The sequence below is a fragment of the Pectobacterium sp. S5 genome, from assembly GCF_051707265.1.
GTDB lineage: Bacteria > Pseudomonadota > Gammaproteobacteria > Enterobacterales > Enterobacteriaceae > Pectobacterium > Pectobacterium polare.
Genome location: NZ_JAULSZ010000001.1, coordinates 1,796,605 through 1,821,186, shown reverse-complemented (window position 1 = coordinate 1,821,186; position 24,582 = coordinate 1,796,605). Strand labels below are relative to the sequence as shown.

Genomic DNA, 24,582 nt, shown 5'->3' with positions numbered 1-24,582 from the left:
GAAAATGATGAACAAGGCACAACCTCTTCAGTTTGATTTCAGCGGCCAGACCGTCTGGGTCACCGGTGCGGCGAGCGGCATTGGCGAAAGCATTGCCCGCCAGTTTGTCGCGCTAGGCGCGAACGTGATCGGCTTCGACCGCGCATTCCGACATCAGGATCATCCGTTTACCTGCGTGACGCTGGATATCAGCGAGCCGGACAGCGTGGCGGCGGTCTGTCGCCAGCAGCTGGCGGAAACGGGACTCGACGTTCTGGTCAACGCCGCCGGGATTCTGCGTCTGGGTGACATCGACGCGCTGAGCGTGGACGACTGGCATCAGTGCATCAACGTCAACGCCTCCGGTGCGTTTTACCTGCTAAACGCACTGTTGCCGCATTTCAAGCAGCAGCGCCGTGGTGCGATTGTCTGCGTCGGCTCCAATGCCGCGCATGTTCCCCGTCTACAGATGGCGGCGTACTGCGCGTCAAAAGCGGCGCTCACCAGCCTGTCTCACTGTGCGGGTCTGGAACTGGCGCCTTACGGCGTGCGCTGCAATCTGGTGTCGCCGGGCTCGACGGATACGCCGATGCAGCGCGGCATGTGGCACAGCGCCGATGCCGAACAGCGCACTATCGCGGGCTTTCCTGACCAGTACAAACTGGGGATTCCGCTGGGCAAGATTGCTCAGCCGGAAGAGATCGCCAATACCGTGGTTTTTCTGGCTTCCGATCTGGCCAGCCACATCACCATGCAGGACGTGGTGGTGGATGGCGGGGCAACGCTGACGGCCTGATTTGCTGAGAGAGTGACAAGTCATGAAAGATATCGTAACGCTGTTAAAGCAGCTGGAACGGCAGGGCGTTCGTCTGGCGTTGAATGCACAGGGACAGCTGATTTCGCAGTCCAACAAAGACGCGATCACGGCAGACATTGGGCGCACGATTAAGGAAAACAAAGACGCCATTGTGCGCTGCCTGACGGCGCAGCAGGCGTTTGAGCACCCCATCACGCCGCAGAATGCGACGTCTGGCCCGCTGTCGTCATCGCAAAGCGGACTGTGGTTTATCGAACAGTACGAAGAGCAGTCACACCTCTACAATATGCCGGTCTATTTTCGCCTGACCGGCACGCTGGATGTGGCCGCGCTGGAGTTTGCCTTTGACGCGCTGGCGCAGCGCCATGCCAGCCTGCGCACCCGCTTTGTGGTCAATGAGCAAGGCAAGGGTGAACAGCGTATCGATGCCTATCAACCGTTTGTGATACAGCATGATGACTTCTCGCTGCTGCCAGAAGCTGAACGGGAAGCGAGCTTGCAACAGCAGGTAAAAGCGGAAATCAGCCGCCCGTTCGAGCTCACCGCAGGCGATCTCACCCGCGTGCGGCTGGTGAAGATGAGCGAACGGGTGCACGTGCTGATGATCACCCAGCACCATATTATTTCCGATGGCTGGTCGGTGAAGAATATGTTTGCGGACTTCAAACCGGCTTTTCTGGCCTGTCAAAACCGTCAACCTCATCCCGTCGAACCGACTCAGCTTAACTATATCGATTACGCACACTGGTTCAATTCTGCGTCATTTCTGGATTACCACAACGAATTCAAGCCGTTCTGGGTTGAGCGACTGACGGGGATCCCTGAGGTGCACAGCCTGCCGCTGGATAAACCCCGTCCGGCGCACCAGAATAGCGGCGGTGAGGTGATCTTCTCCGCGATCAACAACGATCTGTGGGATAAATTCAAACGCCTGTGCCAGCGCTACAATACGTCTAACTTCATTGGCCTGCATGCGGTGTTTTCCCTGATGCTGGCGCGCATCAGCGGTGAGAAAGATATCGTTATTGGTTCGCCGCTGGCCTACCGCGAGCGGCCGGATATCGAAGACGTCGTCGGCTTCTTCGTTAACACCATCGTGCTGCGCACCCAGTTGCAGGACAGCCAGCGCTTTGTCGATTACCTGCAATATTGCCGCGAGCAGGATCTGTCGGCTTTCGATCATCAACTTTACCGTTTTGAAGCGCTGAGCGAGGCGATCGGTTCCGATCGTACCACTGCGATCAACCCGATCTTCCAGGTGATGCTGGTGTATCAGGCCAAAGTGGATTTCAACGATCTGATCCCCGGCTGTGATGCAGCGGAAGAAACGTCGCCCGTGCTGCCTGCCAAGACCGATATTTCGGTCAAGGTGACGGAGTTGATGGGCGAGGTGCGACTGGACTGGCTATTTGCGACCGCGCTGTTTGAGCGCCAGACGATCCAGTATTACGCTGACCGCTTTATCCGGCTGATTGAGGCCGTGGTGGAGGCACCGGAAACCGACGTTTGGCATCTGCCGCTGATGGAAGCGGAGCGATTTGCCGCCGTGCTGGCAGAGAGTCAGCAACTGCCGCGTAGCTATTCGCAGCCGCAGCTGACGGTAACCGACGTGATTGAAGCCATCGCTCAGCGCGATCCCCAGCAGCTGGCGATCGCCTTTGATGGCGAACAGCGCACGGATACGCTGACGTACGCTGAACTGAACAGGCAGGCGAATCAGCTGGCGCACTGGCTGCACCGTCAGGGACTGGGTGAACAGTCGCTGGTTGGCGTGCTGGCTAAACGCGATCGCTATTTTGTCATTGCGCTGCTGGCCGTCTGGAAAGCGGGTGCCGCCTATGTGCCGCTGGATCCCGACTATCCACCAGAGCGACTGCGCCACATCATTACCGATGCCAATCTTGCCGTCATTCTCGGCGGCGATGGGCAACAGCTGGCACAGTGGCCTGCCGAACAGTGCATCGATCTGACCGATCCTACGGTTGCTGCACAGTGGTACGATCTGCCGGGCGATGAAGCGCCAGCCATTCCGCGCCACGCACAACAGCTGGCGCAGGTGATCTACACCTCGGGATCGACCGGTCAACCGAAAGGCGTCATGATCGAACACGGTTCGTTGATCAATCTGCTGGATGATCATCGCGATCGCATCGATTTCACGCCGCAAAGCACCATGTTCAACTGTATGTCGCTCTCGTTTGACGCCGGCAACATGACGACGCTGCTGCCGCTGAGCAGCGGTGGCACGCTGGCGTTTGGCGAGCCTAACGATCGGGCGATTATGCAGGCTGAACAGGCGGGCGCGACGCACCTGATCCTGCCGACGGCGCTGATGTCGATTCTCGATCCACAGCACGTTAATGGCATTCAGGCGATTGGCATGGGCGGTGAAGCCTGCCCGAACGCCGTGGTGGAAAACTGGGCCGATAGGGTCGCGCTGTACAACATGTACGGGCCGACGGAGTGTACCGTCACCGCGTTGAGCACCCGTCTGCGTAAAGGTCAGCCTGTCACCATCGGTAAACCTATCACCCATATTCAGGCGCTGATTCTGGACGCGGCCGGGCAACTGTGTCCGGCGGGCGTGCCGGGAGAGCTATGCCTTGCGGGGCTTGGGCTGGCGCGTGGCTACCTCAATCAGCCACAGATGACGGCCAGCCGCTTTGAACATATCACGCTGAGTGATGTGAATAATGTCGAACACGGCACGGCGACGCTGCGCATTTATCGCACGGGTGATAAGGCCAGACTGCTGAACAACGGCGACTATGAATACTGTGGCCGTATTGATGAGCAGATTAAGCTGCGCGGCTACCGCATTGAACCGGGGGAAATTGAGGCACAGCTGGCGGCGGTCTGTCCGTCGCTGAAGCAGGTTAAAGTCATCGTGGCACAGGTCGGGAACCGTCCGGCGCTGGTCGCCTATGGCACAGTGAAAGCCGACAGCAGCACGCCGGAACCTGCGGCCGTGCTGATTGATGTCGCGAAGCACCTGCCGGAATACATGGTGCCTTTCCGGCTGATTCTGCTGGAAGACATGCCGCTGACGCCGAATGGCAAACTCGATACGAAACAGCTGCCGCCAGTGCTTGAGGCCAATGAAGGAGACGGCGAAGCCGATAATCCTCTGGAAGCGGACGTACTGGCGATTTGGCGCAGCGTGCTGAATACGCCGCTGGGCGTTGAGGATGATTTCTTCCGCTTAGGCGGCGATTCCATTCTCAGTATTCAACTGACCACCCGTCTGCGCAGCGCGGGCTATATCTGCACGGTGAAAGACGTTTTCGAGGCGAAGAGCGTGCGGCGTCTGTGCCGCGTGCTGGCACAGAATACCCGCGACACAGGGATTGTCGCGGAGCAGGGCACGCTGGAAGGCGAATTTGCATTGCTGCCGATTCAGCGCTGGTTTATGGAACAGCCGATGGCGCGTCCTGAACACTGGAATCAGGCGGCGATGATTCAACTGCCGGACGTGGATACCGAATGCCTGACGACGATGTTGCAGGCGCTGATGGCGCAGCATGACGCGCTGCGTCTGGCCTGTGATGCTGATGGACAGCGCTATCTGACGGATGTGCCTTGCCCTACATTGCAGACGCTGGATTATCGCCAGCTCGGCGACGACGGCCTGCAACAGGTGTTTACCGCGTTGCAGAGTGAATTCGATCCCGCGCAGGGAAGAACGATGGCCGCCGCACTGGTGCGTCACCATCCGCAGGCGGACACGGCTGTGTTCCTCGCTTTCCACCATCTGGTGATTGATGCCGTGTCCTGGCGCATTCTGGTCGACGATTTGGAACGGCTGTACCTCGGTGAGCCGCTGCTGCCGAAAACGTCGAGCTATCGCCAGTGGGGCACGGCGCTGAATAACTATGCTACACAGCATGCGGAACAGCTGACGTACTGGCAGGCGCAGGAAGATGGCGTGGATCAGACGGCGCTGCTGGCGGCGAAAGATCCGCAGGGCCAGGCCAGCGCCGCGATTCTGACGCTGGATGCGGAAACCACAGGCCAACTGGTGAGTGAGGCCAACCGTGCCTTTAATACCGAAGTCAGCGATTTGCTGCTGGCAGCGCTGGCCCGCACGCTAAACGATCTCGGCTGGGGCGACAAAGCACGCATCATGCTGGAAGGACACGGCCGCGAAGCGATTGATCCGACGCTGGATGTCAGCCGCACGGTGGGGTGGTTTACCAGCACCTATCCGGTGCGTCTCCAAGATCGCTCCGACTGGGCTTCTCTGATTAAATCCAGCAAAGAACAGCTGCGTCAGGTGCCGGATAAAGGCGTCGGGTTTAACCCGCTGCGCTACCATCACCCGCAGGGCAATTCGCTGACGCTGTCGCCGATTGTGTTCAACTATCTCGGGCTGTCGGTTCAGGCGGCTGGCGTGTGGCGTCCGGTGGATGTCGCGCCGGGAAGCTGCGTCTCACTGGAGAATAAACCGGCGGAGGTTATCAGTCTTCACGGGGGAATTGCGGGCGGACGGCTGACAATGCGTCAGGTGGGTTGCCTCAACCAGCGTGACAGCGAACGCCTGATGGTGCGGCTGACGGAAAATCTGCGTGCGCTGACGGAAGCCTGTCTGGCCCAACTGAACCACGGCACCGCCTTTACCCCCAGTGACTTCCCGGCGGTGACGCTGAGCCAGACGCAACTCGACAGCCTGTCGCAGCGTTATGACATCGACACTCTGCTGCCGCTGTCATCGCTCCAGCAGTCGATGTTGTATCACCGCCTGCGCTGTCCGCAGGACGATGCTTACCATCTGCAAACGCCGATTCGCTATGCGCAGGCGCTGGATGTGGAAGGTTATCGTCAGGCATGGCAGCGTCAAATTCAGCGTTTCCCGGCGCTGCGTGCCGCGCTGGAAAGCGAGTGTGCCAGTGTGCAGGTGATTGTGACGCTGGCAGACCTGCCTTTCTACTATCAGGATGTGGCGCAGGAAGCCGATCCGCACGCGGTCATCGAGCGCTATCGCCAGCAGGATTTACGCACCGGATTTAACTTGTCGCAGCCGCCGCTGTTGCGCATTGCCTGTTTCCGTTTGGGTGAGCGTGACTATCGAGTGCTCCTGAGCTGTCATCACAGCGTGATTGATGGCTGGAGTGGCCCGCAGCTATTGGGCGCGGTGCATCGTGATTATCTGCTGCTGATGCGCGGCGAAACATCCGCGATTCAGTCGGATCGTGCTTATGTGGATCACGCGCTGCACGCCGTGGCGCAGCAGCCCGCTGTCGATACCTTCTGGCAGCAGCGGCAGCCGCTGCTGACGCAGACGAACGATGTAGCGATGCTGTTTGCGGCGGCGGGGAAACGCGCCGATCTCAGCCAGCATCTGACGCAGGTTGAACCGCAGGTCACTGGCGTGAGTCTGAATGAGCAGGATCAGGCGACGCTAATCGCCTTTGCCCGCGAGGTGGGCGTCACGCACAGTATTATTGCGCAATACGCCTGGCACCGGCTGCTGGCGCGCTCGACCGGCGATGCGGTCAGTATTGTCGGGAATGTGCTGTCGGGCAGGGAAAGTCCGGTGGAGGACGTGGCGAGCAGCGTGGGTCTGTACATCAACAGCCTGCCGTTGGCGCTGAGCTGGCAGCAGCCGGTATCGCTGCAACAGCATCTGGTGCAGTTGCAGAATGAGCTGATGGCGATGAATCAGCATGCTACGCAGTCGCTGATTGCGCTGACGGCCGGACGTCCGCGTCTGTTCAACAGCCTGTTTATTTATGAAAACTACCCCGTTAATGAAAACCGGCCAGACGCGAAAGCAGAACATAGCCAACGCGCTGATGAGCCGCATCGGTTATCTCCTGAATTTTCAGCCTCCTATGAAAAAGTCGAGATGCCGCTAAATCTGGTGGTGCGTGAACAGGCGGGCTGCATGCTGCTGCGCTTCGAGTTTGATGCCGATGTGCTGGACAGCGCGCAGGCGCGTCGCGTGCTGATGCGCTGGCATGACGAAGTGGTGGCGCTGGTGAATAGTTCACCACAGCAGCCAGCCGAGATTATCGGACATAGTAAGGCGACCGCCGCCGTGGCGGCACGCGGCACGACGCAGGAAACTGCGCTGGAGAATCACGCTGGTTCGCCTGATTCGCCGTCTGCCCAGTCGCTGTTGCGCGTGTGGGCGCAGACGCTGAAACTCAGTGAACCTAGCCTCAGTGAACACCGCCTCGGTGAATCCAGCCTCTGGTCGCAGACGCTGTGTGAAAGCGGTGTTGATTCGCTCCAGCGTATTGCGCTGGCACAGGCATTAAGCCGGACGTTAGCACAGCCGGTGAGCGTGGCGTTACTACAACGCTACCCGTCACCGCAGGCGCTGAGCGGGTATCTGGCACAATCGAGAGTTACCGCCAATGAGGAAACGCTGTCATGACAGGGAACGATGAAGCTGTAGGGAACCCGCTGGCGGATATCCAACAGCCCACGGCCTTCGGGCAGCGGGTGGGTGCCGCGCACGGTGAACAGCGGCACAGCAGTGAGTTGATTAAGCACTATCCCACGTCGCTGGTGAGCGCGGCGTGGAGCTGGCTGCTGTACAAATACAGCGGTGAAGAGCAGGTGTGTGCGGCGCTCGTCACGGCCGATCTTCCTGACAACGTAAGGCCGCTGATCGTGCATTTTTACCAGCGCGATCGCCTCGTCAGCGAGTGGATCGCTGCCGTGGGATCGTCGTGCGATCCGCAGTCTGCGCCAGAGATTCCGGCCGCAGATACCCAGCATGCGCTGTTTAGCAGCCTGCTGATCGTGGGGGAGATGGCATCGTTACCTGTGGCAGTACAAAAAGCGGCGCAAAACGTGGCGCTGATCGTACAGGTTCAGAACGATCGGGTCATTCTGACGGCACCTGATGGGCTGTTCGACAATCGGCAGCTACAGCGTATTACCCGCGATCTTACGCAGCTACTTGATGGCCTGCTGGCACCGCGCTGGGAGCGACTGGCACAGATTCGCCTCAGCCCGCAGGTGGTGCCGTTACCGCACAGGGCGACGACGCTCGAGCTGCATGATGAACTGCTGGCACGCCTCGCTCAGGAAGCGCGTCAGGATCGCGTGGCGATCGTCTTTCAGGAACGCGAAATTCGCTATCGGGAACTGCTGCAACGGGTGGCGCTGATTCAGCAGGCGCTGGTTGCACAGGGCGTGACGGCTGGTCAGCGCGTGGGGCTGCACCTTAGCCGCCAGCCTGACACCGTGGCGGCACTGTTGGCCTGTCTGTTTTCTCAGGTGACGTTTGTGCCGCTGGAGCCGGATTTTCCGGGGGAGCGTCTACAGGCGATTCAGCAGGAAGCGGCGCTGGCAGCGGTCTTGCAGGACGGTTATACCGGCGGCTCGCTGGCGTTTGACTGCCCGATACTGAACCTCTGCGATTTGCCGTATGCCGCCAGCGATTCCACGGCGAGCGTACAGCTGGCGCGGGACGGTGGACCGGAAACGGCGGCCTACATGATGTTTACCTCCGGTTCGACGGGGAAACCAAAAGGCGTGGTGATTGGTCAACGGGCGCTGCAAACCTTTATTCATGCCAGCGTCGATCGGCTGGCCTTAACGGATAAAGCCAACTGGCTGCTGATTACCACGCTGGCGTTTGATATCTCCATGCTGGAAGTGTTTGCGCCGCTATGGGTTGGCGGCGTGCAGCATCTGACCACGCATGAGGAATACAAAGATCCGCAGGCGGTCGCGGTGTACTTGCAGACTCGACCGGAAATCAATGTCTTGCAGGCCACACCTGCGTTTTGGCGCATGATGTTCAAGGCGGGCTGGCAGGGTAAACCCGACTTGGTCGCGCTGTGCGGCGGTGAAGCGCTGGATCTGCGACTGGCGCAGCGTCTGGTCAGCCGTTGCAGGACGCTGTGGAACTGCTATGGGCCAACCGAAGCGACAATTTGGTCGCAGATGGCGCAGATTGATGGCGCGGCGTTGGAGAATCAGCACACGGTCGCGCTGGGCAACACGCTGTCGGGTTATCAGCATCTGGTGATCGATGACGATCGTCATCCGCTGGCGGAAGGGATGGTCGGCGAACTGTGCATTCTCGGTGATGCGCTGAGCAGCGGATACTGGCAGCGTGACGATCTGACGCAGGATCGTTTTATTCAGCAGGTAGAATCCGGGCAGCGAATGTACCGCACCGGCGATAAAGTCAGGCTGCTGGCGGACGATAGTTATCAGTATCTGGGGCGTTTCGACGATCAGGTAAAATTACGGGGATTTCGCATCGAGTTAGGGGAAATCGAGGCGCAATTGAAGCGGATCGAGCAAGTGCAGGATGCGGCCGTCAAACTTCAGGGTGAGGGAGATGAGGCGGTACTGGTCGGTTACGTGGAATATAAACCCGGCTCGGAGATGACCAAGCTGGCGCTGCGCAAACAGCTGCATCAGTTCTTACCAGCATACATGGTGCCGGGACGCATTGTGGTGCTCGACAAGCTGCCCAAAACCGGCAGCGGTAAGGTCGATCGCAAGCGTTTGACGGACGTCTGATAGCCTCTGGGGCAGCGGTGCAGCCATTTCACCGCGATGAGCAGTATCCTCGTCACATTCTATGCGAATGCGGAGACGGTTTCGTGCGCCACAATACTGCTATTTTCATGCTACCCCGTAGCACGCGCCCGCACAGGGCGGCTCAGTTGCCGTCGCCCTGTGAACCCTGGCTTCCGGCTAAATTATGTCGCTGCGCGATACCTTCGTCGGTATCAGGTTTAACGGACCGCTTGCGACACGTTCCATACGTGGCGCAAGCTTTCGCCGCGTCCATGCGGCTCATCCTAAACCTGTTCCCGCCTCAGCATAATTTCTTACGCCGGGTAACGGTCAACCCCAGTTTCGCCGCTATATTATTTGTATATAAAACAGCACGATGATAGGGGGGCTTACTGGTGCTCCTGATTCGCGTCATCGCCAAACGTGATCGCACGTCCACGCGCATCCATTTGTGCTTTATCGCGGCTAAAGCCCATTTTGGCGCGAACGCCGCCCAGCATGCCGCTGCGTTGATAGATTTCGTTCGCACGATCGTGGTTGTACTGGCTATCAGGGCTGATTTCCAACGCGCGGTCGATCCACACTTTGGCCAGATAGCTATTCTGGGCGACGCCCGCGCCGTTACGGAAAGCATACGAGTAATAACCTGCCGCATAGTCGCGGTTATCATCATCATCGTCGTTCCATAATTCGGGCAGGACGACATCCACACAGACAGTCTGATCTTCCGCAATGTTGCTAAACAGCAGCAGCGTGCTGAGTTCTCTGGCTGCTCGCGTCCACACCGTTTTCCCCACATTCGGGTGACGCAGTACGCTGAACATCAGTTCGCGCACGCGCTGGTATTGCTCTGGCGACAGCGTTTCATTATCTCTGGTCAGGCAATAGGCAATGTTGTACTGGCAAATCTCGTTGCCTGCATCCGCTGCCCGTTCCTGCCAGTAGCTTGATTTTTCCTGATCTTCGTAAGGTGAAGGATCGCGGCCGTTACGGCGGGAAAGATGACCGGAATAGAGATCCGACAGCGCGGCCATTGAGGAAGCTTCGCCCCAGTTGGCGGCTTCGTGCAGCAGGAATACGCCCGCTTCTTCAGAAACGAACTCGAACAGGTTTGTGGCCGCTTGACCAAAGTTGGTATCTGATTTCATTACGCGGCAACGGGCAAGCAGCGCATCGCTATCAAATTGGCCTTTTGAGATACCGTAGAAACCAAATTTACTGGCGAGCGCCGCAATGGTGGTTTCATAGTGCGTGTCGCCCCAGTATTGGCTGCGTTCAAGCCATTTCGGCATTAGGCCAAAAGTATCTTCGATGTGGGCGAAATCCAGACAGCTGATTAATGTGCTGAAGGCATCGCTTTCGGGATCGGATTCTGGCGGATCAACCTGCCACGCTTCCACCATCAGATCGTAGGCCAGTTGCATATCCGCTATATTCCAGCGAATGCCGTTTTCATCCTCAATGCGTGCATAGTGGCTGAGGAACCAGGCGTACTGGCGTAAAACGCGCGCGCGGGTTTCTGGAAAGAGTTCCAGACTAAGCAGCCAGTCGAACGTTTCCCGACAGTACGTGATGCTTTCGGTATCGCCCATGTCTGGAATAAGTCCAGCATAGCCAAGGTAGTCCCAACACTGCGTCACACGCAGGCTGTTACGTTCCTGCTCTGTCAGCACTTCACACAGTGGTCCATCAATAAATTGTGTCATGACCTCATGGCTGCCGCCCCAGCGTGGGTACAGGAAGTAAACGCACTCTTTGCGCACTTCTACGTCCTGTGGACGAACGGCTAAGGTGGCACGCAGCCAGTAGTGCATAGGCTCTTCCCATTCGTGTTCCTCTCTGGCCGGCAGTGAAGCGGGCAGAGCAACAGGAAGCTCAACAAGTTCTTGTGCACCTTCATTACGCAGGTGCTGTAGACCGGCTTCCCAAAGCTCGGGTTCAATCTGCGCCTGACGCTGTGCGTAGGTCAGTGGCTCACCGCCTTGTAGTAAGACGCCGAGCCACTGTGGTTCCCCTAAATAGCAGGTCAAACGAAACAGGCGTGAAAAGGTCAGAGCAGGCCGCTGATGTAAAGCACTGGCGCGCAGGTATGCCGCGACGCCCAGATCGCGAGCCAGCTCCGCTCCTATCCAGCGATCGTTTTCGACATATTCTCCGCTACTTGAGGTGCGAATCCGCGCAGCGGCGTTCTCCCAATATTGCCCTGTCAGATAAGTGGCGTGATAGCTCTCAGGGCGTGCGGCAACCCACGCCTGCAAGTGCGGCAGGGTATCGGCATCAGATACCGCTGGGTCAAAGAGCGAATTGACGTGCCAGAGATAGGTATAAGGCAGGTTTGGGCCGTCCAGCCAAACCTGATGTTCTTGCTCCAGCAGGGTATCAAGTACATCGAATTGATGCGTCGCGAACATCTCGCGCAGCTGCGCGCGGCGCTTCACCAATGCGGTGAGTGATTCAGAAATTAATGTCATAGCGTAAATTCTTAGCCTGTTGTTGAGTCATAATGCCGACACACGGTGCTTCATCAGCAACATGTGCAGGCAGGATTTCGGGGGTGACTGTGTTGTATCTACTTGATAATGATTACAGTTATACCAACAAACCGGTTTTCAGACATCGATATTTACATAAATGTAAATAACCGTTTAAAAGTGTGTGAATGAGGGCGGGGGAAGCGGAGACGGCAGGACGTTGCTGGTTTAGATCGTTGCCTGAAAGTCGACTCTGGATGGACAAATGCCAAAATTTTTAAACTGCCGCGCTAACGCCATACTTTGGTATTCAATACTTCCACATTGATGAGGCATAAATAAAATTGTCATAAAACCATGATAGTCTATCAATATTATCGAATTTACATGCTAATAATTTATCTTCTAATTATATTCTCAGTAGTGAATATCCATCCCAATCGTATTTCCTCTCTGTACTTCCTCATTGCGTAGTAGATATGTATCGAATTAAATAACCAAAAATAACTATTTTTTTAGTTTTTTAACATGAATAACGATGTGTATTGTAATTAACGTCCTGTTTCTAATGTTTTCTTCTCGTTTAAAATTGATGCTATTTCAATAAGGTAGGCGAAATTAAAAAATAAACAAAAAATTTCCACCCCTATTGAAGAGTTGTCTTCAACGAATAGAATCGAGCTGTTGGTCTATTTAATTGAAATAAATATAGCGTGTGGTCTTTTGATTGTTGCACTTGGTTTACTAGGGAAAGTATACCCCCAACTCTATGGTACATAGGAGATAACCATGTCTATCATTTTATCTAATCATACCCCAACGGATTCCTATAAGGGATGCACGCCGGGTTCACGCCGCAGTGCGCTCCGTGAATTATTACAGCAGCAAAAAGGTATTCGTGTGATGGAGGCTCACAGTCCGCTTTCTGCTTTATTAATCGAACAAGCCGCTTATGAAGATGGCGATATTCATTATCAATTTGATGCATTTTGGTCGAGTTCACTCACGGATTCGACTCTGCGGGGGAAACCCGATACCGAGCTGGTGGATATCAGCCACCGTTTCCATGCCATTACGGAAATATTTGATGTTACCACCCGGCCGTTAATTTTTGACGGCGATACCGGCGGACAAACGGAGCATTTGGCCCACCGCATCCGGGCTGCCGAAAATCTGGGTATTTCCGCCATGATTATCGAAGATAAAACGGGCCTGAAGAAGAACTCTTTATTTGGTAACGATGTAAAGCAAACGCAGGCTTCTATAGAGGATTTTTGCGAAAAAATTACGACGGCCAAAAAGGCACAGCTGACACCTGAGTTTATGCTGATCGCGCGTATTGAGAGCCTGATTCTGGACGTCGGTATGGAGGATGCGCTAAACCGTGCCCTGCATTATGCTGATGCCGGTGCCGATGGCATTATGATCCACAGTCGGCATAAGAACCCTTCTGAGATTTTAACGTTCGCCAGACAATTCCGCGATCATTACCCCCATTTACCGTTGGTTTGTGTTCCAACCAGTTTTAACGATATTACTTTCGATCAGCTGATTGATGGTGGATTCAATATCGTTATTTACGCCAACCATATGTTACGTGCGGCTTATCCTGCCATGAAATCCATTCTGCCAGAAATCCTCAAGCATGGTCGAACGCTGGAAGTTGAGGATAAATGCATGTCGATAAAAGACATTCTGGATCTTATACCCGGTACGCGATAACGCGCTATATTAGGGTGTCAGTATAATTATTTTATAACGCTATTATTTAGCGCTGTAGGCTTATTTCTGTTGTTGAGGGAAAGCCATTATATTGCCCCTAGTTATCCGCACCACATAATGAAAAAGCCAAGGCGTTATCATCGCTATTAAATATAGCGTGATGCGAAGGGGAGGTTTATTGTGATTGACCCGAATAAGCTTATCGAGTTTCTTGTTCAACGTGGCGTGCATTTCTTCAGTGGCGTCCCTGATTCATTATTAAAAGCATTTTGTCTGGCGATTGGAAGTAATAATAGTGGGCTTGCACACCGTATCGCGAGTAATGAAGGTTGCGCGGTGGGCATGGCGATGGGGCATTATCTGTCGACGCGAACGCTGCCCGTGGTCTATATGCAAAACTCGGGATTGGGCAATGCGATCAATCCCCTCTGCTCTCTGGCTACGCCGGATGTTTATGGCATTCCGCTGTTACTCATTATTGGCTGGCGTGGCGAAGTCGATGAGAGCGGTAAGCAACTGCACGATGAGCCGCAGCATGTTATGCAGGGGCGAGTCACGTTGCCTCAGCTCAATGTGCTAGATATTCCGCATATCGTGCTGGATAGCCATAACAGGCCGCCGTGGGATGATATTCAGGCGTTGCTCCAGCGTGCGCATGATGAACACCGTCCTGTGGCGCTGGTGGTGAGAAAAAATACCTTTTCCTCGCCAGAAGCCCCCGTCAACCCAACGGCTGAGACGACGCTGATGCGGCGAGAAGCCATCGTCGCGGCCTGCCTGAACGTACTGCCATCTCATCTCCCTATCGTCAGCACCACGGGCATGTTGTCCCGTGAACTCTATGAACTGCGCGAACAGCGCGGGGAAGGGCATCAGCGAGATTTTCTGACTGTCGGTGGAATGGGCCTGGCCAGCCAGATCGCACTGGGCCTGTGTGATGCGCAGCCGCAGCGGAAAGTCGTGTGTCTGGATGGCGATGGGGCATTGCTGATGCACATGGGCGGACTGACGAACACCGCCCAGGCAAGCAACCTGATACACATCGTCATCAACAACGGTGCCCATGACTCTGTGGGAGGGCAGCCCACGGCGGCGTCCCGCTTACCGCTGGCACCTATCGCTGCCGCCAGCGGTTATGGCGCGACCTACTACGCCGAGACAGAAGAGGCCTTACAGGCTGCGCTGCAACAGGCGTTGCAGGCACAACGTAGTCAATTCATTGAGGTGCAATGCCGCGTGGGTCATCGCAGCGATCTGGGGCGGCCAGCGACCTCTCCCGCGCAAAACCGCGATGCATTTATGCAGTTTCTTAATACACCTCCTCAGATCTCTTGATGAGCGGCAATACCTGAGTATTGCCCACCCCTTAGCGACAAGGATTGCCGATATGACTCATTCTGTTTCTTTAGTTGGTGTTGGTGTATTAGGAAAAGCGATCTCGCTCAGACTATTACAGCGGCATTTTTCGCTTAGCGTGTTCAACCGGACTCACCGCAAAGCGAACGAGATGGCTGCCGAAGGTGCTCAAGCCGTCCCCGAACTGCACCAGCTGTTCACGCAGGAAAAACAAATTGTGCTCATCTGCCTGAAGGATGCGGAGGCGATACGTGACGTTTTTCAGTCTGAAGAGGTCATACAGAAGCTGACCCGCTATCGTCCTGTGTTGCTCAATATCAGCACGATAGGGCCGGAAGAGAGCCGCTGGATGGAGGCCTTTTTTCACCAGCATGGCGCGCATTATGTGGAATGTCCGGTGTCGGGCGGGCCGGAGGGCGCGCGGCAGGGCAAGCTTGCTGCCTGGGTCGGGCCTTATGCGGATGACGTTGCCAGCGCGGTTAACGACGTCATCACCAGCCTGTCGGATCATTACGTGCTGATGGCGAGTAACCACAGCGCACAGACCATGAAGGTGATTAATAACTATTGCGAGGCGGTGCATCTGCTGGTGGCGGCGGAAGCGCTATTGCTGGCGGAAGCCCACGACATTGCCCCGGAGGTGCTGGCAAACGCGCTGACGCTGGGGCGCGGACGCTCGACCTATATGGAAGTGATGCTGGATCGCTATCTGAACCCGCGTGAAGCCGTGTCTGTCCCGTTATCCATTCGCCTGAAAGATCTCGATCTGGCACAGACGCTTTTCCAGCGCTCGACGATTCAAAGCGAGTTCTTCGATACGGCGCGACAGTGCTATCAAAACACGGCGGATCTTTCGGCCGAGCCTCAGGATCAAACGGCCTGCTTTGCTTATCTCTCACGGACTTTGCCAGCGGGGAGGGACTAGATGTCAGAGCTAACACAGCGACAACGCTGGATGTCTATTCTCGCTCACAGCGATCCTTCCGCGCTGGAAGCGCACTGGGACACGCTGCATTTTCCAACGGACTACCAGCTCTTACGCCCGACGCAGATCGGTTTGATCCAGCTGCAAGGGAGAATGGAGGTCGATGGCCCGCGCTTTATTGTGGGTGACATGACGGTGACCCGCGCGGCGGTGCAACTGGAAGATGGAACGTGCGGCTACAGCTATATCGCGGGCAGAAACAAGCCGCATGCCGAGCTGTGCGCCTGGATCGATGCACTCCTGCAAACCCGCTCCTATTTCCATGAAATATGGGAACGCATCATCACACCGTTAGCAGACCAGCAGCGTGCGCGTCGTGAACAGCAACAGCATGACGTCGCGGCCAGCCGAGTGAATTTCTTTACTTTGGTCAGGGGGGAATGATTTGTCATGACAACGATGACGGGCTTCGCCCACCCCGTATTTGGTACACAGCTCTGCTTTCGCAAAATCGTGAAGGCCATGAGCGAGCCGGGTTCTCTGGTCACGGTTCCGAATGTCTCTGGTCTGGAATCGATGTCGTCCGCCACGGCGGCCACGCTGCTTACGCTGACCAGCCACACCACGCCGCTGTTTATCGATCCCAAAATCGGTAACCCGCTGCTGCTGCGCACGCTTTGCCTGCATACGAACGTGCCGATCGCCACGACGCTCGACGGTGCTGACTTTGTGCTGTTGAGCGGCAACCGTTTTTCTTATGACCTGATGGCGCTTTCCTGCGGCAGCGAAGTCGAACCAGAAAAATCCACCACCGTTATTGTCGAAGTGGAAGGGATGCATGACGGGCCTTGCCTGAAACTGACCGGGCCGGGTATCAAGACACATCGCATTATCTCTCCCCGTCTGCCCGTTAGCGTCAGGGACTACCTGTGCAACCGCCCCCATGCCTTCCCGACAGGACTGGATTTTCTCTTTACGTCTGGGAAAAAGCTCTTTGCGATCCCCAGAAGTACCCACGTGGAGGAATGCTAATGTATGTTGCCGTCAAAGGTGGGGAAAAGGCCATTGAGGCCGCCCACCAGCTACAAGCCTGCCGCCGCCGCGGGTGCACGGATGTACCAGAATTAGACTGTTCACAAATAGAACAGCAGCTTAACTTAGCCGTCGATCGCGTCATGACCGAAGGCAATATTTACGACCGCCAACTCGCCGCGCTCGCCATTAAACAGGCCAGCGGCGATCTGGTGGAGAGTATCTTTCTCTTACGAGCCTACCGTTCCACGCTGCCACGCTGGGGAATCAGTCAGCCGCTTAATACGCCGGATATGCGTCTTGAACGCCGTGTGTCGGCCATTTTCAAAGATTTACCGGGCGGGCAACTACTCGGCCCGACCTATGACTATACCCACCGCCTGCTGGATTTCTCGCTGCTGGCCAACGGTGAGGATCCTGTCGCACCACAACCTGACGCCGTTGATGAGGATGACGCGATGCGTGAACACATTCCTCACGCGTTTCAGTTCCTTTCCCAGCAGGGCTTCGCGCCTGAACGAGACAACGGTGACGATCGCGATCCGCCAGATATCACGATGGATCCACCGAGCTACCCCGGCACGCGGGCATCGCGTCTCCAGCAGCTGTTTCGCGGTGACGAAGGGTTTCTTCTCTCGCTCGGGTATTCCACCCAGCGCGGCTATGGCCGCAACCATCCGTTTGTCGGAGAGATCCGCACGGGCTATATCACGGTGAGCATCGTCGCCGAAGAGGTGGGCTTTGCCATCGATATTGGCGAGATCTTGCTAACCGAATGCGAAACCGTGAACGGCTTTGTGAAACCCGATAATGATGCGCCGCACTTTACCCGTGGCTACGGGCTGGCATTTGGCCGCTCAGAACGCAAGGCCATCACGGTGGCATTAGCCGATCGCGCCCTTCAGGCCGCCGATTATCAAGAGGAAATTCGCGGTCCGGCTCAGGATGAGGAGTTTGTTCTTTCTCATGCTGACAATGTGGAAGCGGCGGGATTTGTCTCGCATCTCAAGCTGCCGCATTACGTCGATTTCCAGTCAGAGCTGGAGCTATTAAAACGACTACGTGAGGAATACCTCGCGTCTGTGCCAAGGAGTAACGCGTAATGGGCCAGACAACGATCTTCCGCCAGAAAGACAGCCAGCCAGAAACGGAATGTAGCGGTTCAGATACGGAATACAACTATGGCTATCTGGATGAAAGCACGAAGGGGATGATACGGCGTGCGATCCTGAAAGCGATCGCCATTCCTGGGCATCAGGTGCCGTTTGGCAGCCGGGAAATGCCCATGCCTTATGGCTGGGGCACCGGCGGTATTCAAATCACCGCCAGCATTATCGGGCCGGACGATACGCTTAAAGTGATCGATCAGGGATCTGACGATACGACCAATGCGGTGTCGATCCGCGCCTTTTTCCGCAAGGTAGCACAGGTATCAACCACGGAAAAAACCAGTGAAGCGACGCTGATCCAAACGCGGCATCGCATTCCTGAAACGCCGCTTAAAGAGGATCAGATCCTGATCTTTCAGGTGCCGATCCCTGAGCCGCTGCGCTTTATTGAACCGCGCGAAACCGAGACGTGCAAAATGCATGCGCTGGAAGAATACGGCGTGATGCAGGTGAAACTCTATGAAGACATCGCGCGTTTTGGGCACATCGCCACGACTTACGCCTATCCGGTGAAGGTGAATCATCGCTACGTGATGGATCCGTCCCCCATCCCGAAATTCGACAACCCGAAGATGGACATGATGCCTGCGCTGCAACTCTTTGGTGCCGGGCGTGAGAAGCGGGTCTATGCCGTTCCGCCCTATACCTCGGTAGAAAGCCTCGATTTTGACGATCATCCTTTCACAATACAGCAGTGGGACAAGCCGTGTGAGCTGTGTGGCGCGCGCGACAGCTTCCTTGATGAAGTGGTGATGGACGATGACGGCACGCGCATGTTCGTCTGTTCTGACACCGACTATTGCCAGCAGCGCCAAAGCCAGGGAGGAGAACCGTCATGACGACAGGACATCACGCATCCGACAGCCCGCTGCTCGATGTGCGACACCTCACGCACCTGTATGCACCGGAAAAAGGCTTCCGAGACGTGTCGTTTCAGCTGTGGCCGGGGGAGGTTTTAGGGATTGTTGGCGAGTCGGGCTCAGGGAAGACCACGCTGCTGAACGCGATCTCCGCACGGTTGGCACCGCAGGAAGGTGAGGTTATCTACCGCAACGCCGAGCAGCAGGCGCTCTCGATCTATGACATCAGTGAACGGCAGCGGCGCGCGCTGGTGCGTACCGAGTGGGGGATTGTCTGGCAGCATCCGCTGGCGGGATTACGTCCCACGGTGTCTGCGGGCGGCAATATCGGCGAGCGGCTCATGGCAATCGGCAATCGGCACTACGGCGATATCCGCAGCAAGGCGGCGCAGTGGATGGAAAACGTCGAGCTGCCCGAAAACCGTCTGGATGATTTGCCGACCACGTTTTCCGGCGGGATGCAGCAACGCCTCCAGATCGCACGCAATCTGGTGACGGCACCGCGGCTGATCTTTATGGATGAACCCACCGGCGGATTAGATGTATCGGTGCAGGCGCGGTTGCTCGATCTGCTCAGAACGCTGGTTGTGGAGATGCAGCTTTCCGTCGTCATCGTGACGCACGATCTCGGCGTCGCCCGCCTGCTGTCGCACCGTCTGCTGGTGATGCAGCGTGGGCGGGTCGTTGAGCAGGGATTGACGGACAGGGTGCTGGACGATCCGAGCCACCCTTACACCCAGCTGCTCGTTTCTTCCATTCTGTAAATCCAGACAAAAGGACGCTTGATGGATACGCAATTACGCATCGAGAACGTTGATAAAACGTTCGTGTTATATAACCAGCAGGGCACACGGTTGCCGGTTTTCCATGACGTCAGCCTGTCCGTGAAAGGCGGTGAGTGTGTGGCGTTGCACGGGCATTCAGGAAGTGGAAAATCCACGCTGCTGCGTTCTCTGTACGGCAACTATCAGCCTGACGGCGGGCATATTTGGGTACGCCATCGTGAACGCTGGGTCGATATCGTCAACGCGGACGCCCGTCATGTGCTGGAAATCCGCCGTGAAACCGTGGGCTGGGTCAGCCAGTTTCTGCGCGTCATCCCGCGTATTAGCACGCTGAACGTGGTCATCCAGCCGTTGCTGGAACGCGGCATGTCGCGTCAGGAAAGCGAGATTCGCGCCGGTGAACTGCTGACGCATCTGAACGTCCCTGAACGGCTTTGGTCGCTCGCTCCCGCTACCTTTTCCGGCGGTGAACAGCAGCGCATCAATATTGCTCGCGGGTTTATTGGTGATTACCCGATTCTGCTGTTAGACGAACCGACGGCCTCGCTGGATGCTAAAAACCGACTGGCTGTCACACAGCTCATTAACAATGCGAAAGACAAAGGGTGTGCCATCGTCGGGATCTTTCATGATGATGAAGTGCGTCAGGAGGTGGCCGATAGCCTCTACACGATGTCAGTGAACGCGATGTCGATGAACACGCTGCCGATCGCTTCCAACGCTCAGGAGACCGCAAATGATCATTAATAACGTCAATATGGTGCTCTCACGGGAAATCATTCATGGCTCACTGGAAGTGCGCAACGGCGTGATTCACCACATCAGCGACAGGCCCAGCCGTCACCCCGGTGCGCTGGATGGCGAACAGGCCTGGCTCCTGCCGGGGCTTGTCGAGCTACATACGGATAATCTCGATAAGTGTTTCACGCCACGCCCCGGCGTTAACTGGCCTGCTGAAGCGGCGATGCGCAATCACGACGCGTTGATTATCGCCAGCGGGATCACCACCGTGCTGGATGCCGTCGCGGTGGGGGATGTGCGCGATGGCGGGCATCGGCTTGAGAACCTGCGGCGCATGACGGATGCGGTCTTGCACAGCCAGCAGCACGGCACCAATCGGGCGGATCATCATTTGCACCTGCGCTGCGAGCTGCCACATCAGGATACATTCCCCCTCTTTGAGCAACTGGCGGATATTCCGCTGGTCGCGCTCGCGTCATTGATGGATCACTCTCCGGGGCAGCGGCAATTTTCCTCTCAGGAGAAATATCATCAGTATTACAAAGGCAAGTATCACCTGAATGATGAACAGATGGCCGCGTTTGAGGAGGAGCAACTGGCGGGTTCACGCCGCTGGTCGCAGCCTAACCGCGAGGCCATTGTCCGGCTTTGTCACGATAGAGGCATCACGCTGGCCAGCCATGACGATGCGACGCCGGAACATATCAGCGAAGCCCATCAGCATCGTGTCGCTATTGCCGAATTCCCTACCACCGAGATTGCGGCGCAGCAGGCGAACGGCGTTGGCATGAACGTACTCATGGGCGCACCGAATGTCATCTGCGGTGGCTCGCATTCTGGCAATGTGTCGGCACATCATCTGGCGACGCTTGGCGTGCTTCACATCCTGTCTTCGGACTATTATCCAGCCAGCCTGCTGGAGGCGGCGTTTATGATCGCAGAGGATGAGCGCAATGATTACGACTTGCCGCGAGCGATGGCGCTGGTCAGCCACAACCCCGCTCAGGCGCTGCAATTTGACGATCGCGGCTGCATTGAAGAAGGGCGGCGAGCCGACCTGCTGCTCGTCAAACGGCACGCGCCACAAATGAAGCTGCTGCGCGTGTGGCGTCAGGGCGTCCGGGTATTCTGATCATGACGAAACTCATCTACCTCATTGGCCCTTCCGGCGCAGGCAAAGACAGCCTGCTGCGGGCGATTCGTCAGCTATCGCCGCCACGCCTGCTGGTGGCGCATCGGTACATTACTCGTCCCGCTGAAATACAAGGAGAGAATCACATTGCGCTGACCCCGGAGGAGTTCGTGAACCGTCAGCAGCTTGGCCTCTTCGCGCTCCATTGGCAGGCGCATCAGTGCCACTATGGCATCGGGATAGAGATTGATGACTGGCTACAGCGGGGGAATGACGTCATCGTGAATGGCTCGCGGGCTTACCTGACTCAGGCGCGTGAACGTTATGGCAACACGCTGTTTCCGATATGCCTGACTGTCTCTGAATCGGCACTGCGAGAGCGGCTACGCGCCAGAGGGCGGGAGAGCGAACAGCAAATTGCCACGCGTTTGCAACGTGCCGAAGAAGAGCAAAGCCGCTTGGCAAACGACTGTGTTTTGTTGAATAACGACGGCGATCTGCAACGCACCTTATCCACCTTTCGGTCGCTGCTGCCGTTCGACAGCGCCTGTAAGACGCGCAGCGAACGATAGACTGAGTGGCAAACGCACCGGAGAGCAGGAGAAAACCGATGGCAGCAAATAGTGACGGGATCGTTTTTCACTTTCTGGGAACCGGCGGCGCACAGCAGGTTCCCGCCTTTGGCTGTGAATGTGAGATTTGCCAGCAGGCGCAACGCGATGAAAAAAAACGGCGTCGTGCCTGCTGTGCGGCCATCACAACACAAGACCGGATCATCCTGATTGATGCCGGATTACCCGAGCTAGCGCCATATCTGCTTCCCTATCCGACTCGGTATATTTTGCTGACCCACTATCACATGGATCACGTTCAGGGATTATTTCCCCTACGCTGGGGTTACGGCGATCCCATTCCTGTTTTTGGGCCACCGGATGAAGCGGGCTGCGACGATCTCTTTAAACACCCAGGCATTCTGCATTTTCAGCCGCCTCTGGTGCCTTTCCAGCCCTTCGAACTGGACGGCATAAGCATCACACCCGTTCCCTTAATCCATTCCAAATTAACCTACGGTTACCTCATCCAGACGCCGACGTATACGCTGGCCTACCTGACCGACACCATCGGCCTGCCGCCTGAAACCGTTCAGTTTCTTGCATCACATTCGCTGGACTATGCGGTGGTCGATTGCAGCCACCCTCCCCAGACGACGCCACCGCGAAACCACAATGACGTCACCCGTGCGCTGGAAATCTTCACTCAACTAAACCCCAAACAACTGTACCTGACCCACATCGGCCACGAACTGGATCGCTGGCTCCAAACGCAGACGCTGCTGCCTGAGAACGTCCATGCGGCGTATGACGGGCTGGTGTTGGGGTTGTAGGGATCGTCGGCGAGCGGCGAAATAACGTATTGAATGACTCAGTGACCGTGAACAGTCAATCTTACCAACCGGGTAACAATAGGACGGACAATTAGTATGCAAACAAAAGCGGCTGGCATGGCAACCTGATAGGCATTCATCACATTTTCCATGTAATGTGGCCCCATTCCAAATTCGGCCAGAATGATGACCAGACACATCAGAAATGCCATGATGGTCGCCATATAAAGAGCAAATACGTAGGGTGACGTGTGCTTAGGGAAGCGGAATCGCGGGGTATTTTTAGCAACAGCATTAGTCATCAAGTTATCCTGGTTAACAATGGTTAGTGAAACGGTTGCTAACCTATCAAGCTAACTAGGATGGTAGTAGAGCAGCTATGCTTTAATCATTATTAAATAAAAGTAACGAATCAAGCGTTGGGGATAATATGGATGTGTTAGGGCTGATTAGCAATTTTATCCGCGTGGTGGAGAACGGCAGTATCGCCGCGGCGGCACGAGCTAAAGGTATGAGTCCGGCGGCGGTAAGCCAGAGCCTTTCACGGCTTGAGACACATTTGGGTGTGCGCCTGATATCGCGCACCACTCGTAGCATGACATTAACCGAAAACGGTAAACGTTATTTCGAGAAAGTACGTCATATTCCACATGATATCGAGCTCGCCTCGCAGGCTGCTGCGAGTGAAACCAAACTGCAAGGTCCGCTTTGCATCGCGACGACTGCTGCGTTTGGTCGGTACGTTATCGCTCCACTGATGCCTGCTTTCAAAGCGTCTTTCCCCGATATTGATATCGAACTGATTAGTACCGATCGCAACGTCAACCATCGGTTGGAAGGCGTAGACGTCAGTATCCGCATCGAGGCACAGCTGAACGATCAACTGATTGCCAGAAAAATCGCATCGATGCCATTTATATTCTGCGCAGCCCAGGCCTATCTGGATCGCGCGGGCACCCCTCAGACTCCCGAAGAACTCAGCCAGCACGCCTGCCTGGTTTTCCGCTATCCCACTGATGGACGTTTTCTTCCCTGGACATTTATGGTTAATGGGCAACCTGTTAACGTGAAGCTCAACCCTAAATTCATCAGTGATGATATTGATATCATTGCAAAGATAGCAGCAAACGGAGGCGGCGTTACCCGTCTGGCAAGCTTTGTTGCCCAGCCGTTGATAGACAGTGGTCAACTCACTCCTTTGTTCTGCTCAGACCACAGTAACGGTAACCACGTAGAGTCTTTACCGATGAATATTTATGCCTGTGTTAATGAACGTTCGGCACTGAATTCGAAGGTAAGAGCATTTATTGCGTTTTTAGAAGCTGAGATTTAAGACGAGGACGCCGCGATTTTCTGCGTGAATACAGTTAAATGAAGGTTCACACATTCTGATGATTTATATTTCAATGAATTAAAGGTTACTTGACCACTTTTTATAGTTTTTCAGTATGATTTCAGCAAATTCATCATCAACCGTATAAAAATAACACTCTGGTACATTAAGCATCTTAGCAAATGCGCACATCATCTCAAATGTTGGGCGATGTATACCGCTTTCATATTGTGATATGCGAGAACGCGCCGTAGCTTCCTCAATGCCAGCGAGTACGCCTAATTTTTCTTGCGTAAGATTTGCCCGTAGGCGAGCGGTTTTAAGGCGAATAGGTAACATAGATGTGCCATCAATAATGATATTGATGGCATGTTTAGCATTACTTT

At 55.7% G+C, this 24,582-nt stretch carries 19 protein-coding genes; 16 read left to right on the top strand and 3 right to left on the bottom strand.

Annotation, left to right across the window (positions count from 1 at the left end; all coding sequences use genetic code 11):
* Positions 1 to 4 precede the first annotated feature (4 nt).
* From dhbA to QWJ20_RS08170, 3 genes are read left to right on the top strand one after another with little or no spacing between them, the layout of a single operon-like run.
* A complete protein-coding gene (gene dhbA, locus QWJ20_RS08180; protein WP_224072617.1) occupies positions 5 to 775 on the top strand; it encodes a 2,3-dihydro-2,3-dihydroxybenzoate dehydrogenase in 771 nt (256 codons plus the stop codon).
* A gap of 22 nt (positions 776 to 797) precedes the next feature.
* Entirely contained in the window at positions 798 to 7,175 is a 6,378-nt protein-coding gene (locus QWJ20_RS08175) for an amino acid adenylation domain-containing protein (RefSeq protein ID WP_433992255.1), read from the top strand.
* Positions 7,172 to 9,286 (top strand): amino acid adenylation domain-containing protein, encoded by a 2,115-nt coding sequence (locus tag QWJ20_RS08170; RefSeq protein WP_433992254.1) that lies wholly within the window; start codon positions 7,172 to 7,174, stop codon positions 9,284 to 9,286. The genes QWJ20_RS08175 and QWJ20_RS08170 overlap by 4 nt, the downstream gene beginning before the upstream one ends.
* 389 nt (positions 9,287 to 9,675) lie before the next feature.
* On the opposite strand, the gene QWJ20_RS08165 is transcribed toward QWJ20_RS08170, so the two are convergent.
* Positions 9,676 to 11,757, bottom strand: a complete 2,082-nt coding sequence (locus QWJ20_RS08165; RefSeq protein WP_433992253.1) for a DUF4034 domain-containing protein — start codon at positions 11,755 to 11,757, stop codon at positions 9,676 to 9,678.
* 789 nt (positions 11,758 to 12,546) lie between these two features.
* On the opposite strand from QWJ20_RS08165, the gene aepX reads away from it, so the two are divergent.
* The 12 genes from aepX to phnP all read left to right on the top strand — a co-directional run bounded on the left by aepX (position 12,547) and on the right by phnP (position 22,863).
* Complete coding sequence (aepX, locus tag QWJ20_RS08160) at positions 12,547 to 13,479, top strand: phosphoenolpyruvate mutase (RefSeq protein ID WP_211025986.1); 933 nt, start codon at positions 12,547 to 12,549, stop codon at positions 13,477 to 13,479.
* Positions 13,480 to 13,659: 180 nt separating this feature from the next.
* Positions 13,660 to 14,814, top strand: a complete 1,155-nt coding sequence (gene aepY, locus QWJ20_RS08155) for a phosphonopyruvate decarboxylase (RefSeq protein WP_433992252.1) — start codon at positions 13,660 to 13,662, stop codon at positions 14,812 to 14,814.
* 52 nt (positions 14,815 to 14,866) lie between these two features.
* Complete coding sequence (locus tag QWJ20_RS08150; RefSeq protein WP_277512630.1) at positions 14,867 to 15,760, top strand: NAD(P)-dependent oxidoreductase; 894 nt, start codon at positions 14,867 to 14,869, stop codon at positions 15,758 to 15,760.
* Positions 15,761 to 16,204 carry a phosphonate C-P lyase system protein PhnG gene (gene phnG / locus QWJ20_RS08145; protein ID WP_226307660.1) on the top strand — a complete coding sequence of 148 codons (444 nt, stop codon included), beginning with the start codon at positions 15,761 to 15,763 and terminating at the stop codon, positions 16,202 to 16,204.
* Positions 16,205 to 16,210: 6 nt separating this feature from the next.
* Entirely contained in the window at positions 16,211 to 16,792 is a 582-nt protein-coding gene (gene phnH / locus QWJ20_RS08140; RefSeq protein ID WP_109410670.1) for a phosphonate C-P lyase system protein PhnH, read from the top strand.
* Positions 16,792 to 17,895, top strand: a complete 1,104-nt coding sequence (locus tag QWJ20_RS08135) for a carbon-phosphorus lyase complex subunit PhnI (protein ID WP_205556668.1) — start codon at positions 16,792 to 16,794, stop codon at positions 17,893 to 17,895. The genes phnH and QWJ20_RS08135 overlap by 1 nt, the downstream gene beginning before the upstream one ends.
* The gene (locus QWJ20_RS08130) at positions 17,895 to 18,800 is read left to right on the top strand and encodes an alpha-D-ribose 1-methylphosphonate 5-phosphate C-P-lyase PhnJ (RefSeq protein WP_095701503.1); all 906 of its coding nucleotides are present in this window, start codon (positions 17,895 to 17,897) and stop codon (positions 18,798 to 18,800) included. Before QWJ20_RS08135 ends, QWJ20_RS08130 begins: the two co-directional genes overlap by 1 nt.
* Positions 18,797 to 19,585, top strand: a complete 789-nt coding sequence (phnK, locus tag QWJ20_RS08125; RefSeq protein WP_433992251.1) for a phosphonate C-P lyase system protein PhnK — start codon at positions 18,797 to 18,799, stop codon at positions 19,583 to 19,585. Before QWJ20_RS08130 ends, phnK begins: the two co-directional genes overlap by 4 nt.
* Before the next feature lie 21 nt (positions 19,586 to 19,606).
* Entirely contained in the window at positions 19,607 to 20,353 is a 747-nt protein-coding gene (gene phnL, locus QWJ20_RS08120; protein WP_433992250.1) for a phosphonate C-P lyase system protein PhnL, read from the top strand.
* On the top strand, positions 20,343 to 21,479 hold the full coding sequence (gene phnM / locus QWJ20_RS08115; RefSeq protein ID WP_174868518.1) for an alpha-D-ribose 1-methylphosphonate 5-triphosphate diphosphatase: 1,137 nt from the start codon (positions 20,343 to 20,345) through the stop codon (positions 21,477 to 21,479). Before phnL ends, phnM begins: the two co-directional genes overlap by 11 nt.
* 2 nt (positions 21,480 to 21,481) lie before the next feature.
* Positions 21,482 to 22,051, top strand: a complete 570-nt coding sequence (gene phnN, locus QWJ20_RS08110; RefSeq protein ID WP_433992249.1) for a ribose 1,5-bisphosphokinase — start codon at positions 21,482 to 21,484, stop codon at positions 22,049 to 22,051.
* A gap of 59 nt (positions 22,052 to 22,110) precedes the next feature.
* Positions 22,111 to 22,863 (top strand): phosphonate metabolism protein PhnP, encoded by a 753-nt coding sequence (gene phnP, locus QWJ20_RS08105; RefSeq protein ID WP_433992399.1) that lies wholly within the window; start codon positions 22,111 to 22,113, stop codon positions 22,861 to 22,863.
* Between the two features lie 38 nt (positions 22,864 to 22,901).
* On the opposite strand, the gene QWJ20_RS08100 is transcribed toward phnP, so the two are convergent.
* Positions 22,902 to 23,165, bottom strand: a complete 264-nt coding sequence (locus tag QWJ20_RS08100; protein ID WP_433992248.1) for a DUF2798 domain-containing protein — start codon at positions 23,163 to 23,165, stop codon at positions 22,902 to 22,904.
* A 128-nt stretch (positions 23,166 to 23,293) separates the two neighbouring features.
* Between QWJ20_RS08100 and QWJ20_RS08095 the strand changes: the two genes are divergently transcribed.
* Positions 23,294 to 24,196 carry a LysR family transcriptional regulator gene (locus QWJ20_RS08095; RefSeq protein ID WP_103164620.1) on the top strand — a complete coding sequence of 301 codons (903 nt, stop codon included), beginning with the start codon at positions 23,294 to 23,296 and terminating at the stop codon, positions 24,194 to 24,196.
* 78 nt (positions 24,197 to 24,274) lie between these two features.
* Here QWJ20_RS08095 and QWJ20_RS08090 read toward each other — a convergent pair whose 3' ends face one another.
* Positions 24,275 to 24,535, bottom strand: a complete 261-nt coding sequence (locus QWJ20_RS08090; RefSeq protein ID WP_433992247.1) for a helix-turn-helix domain-containing protein — start codon at positions 24,533 to 24,535, stop codon at positions 24,275 to 24,277.
* Positions 24,536 to 24,582: the final 47 nt, after the last annotated feature.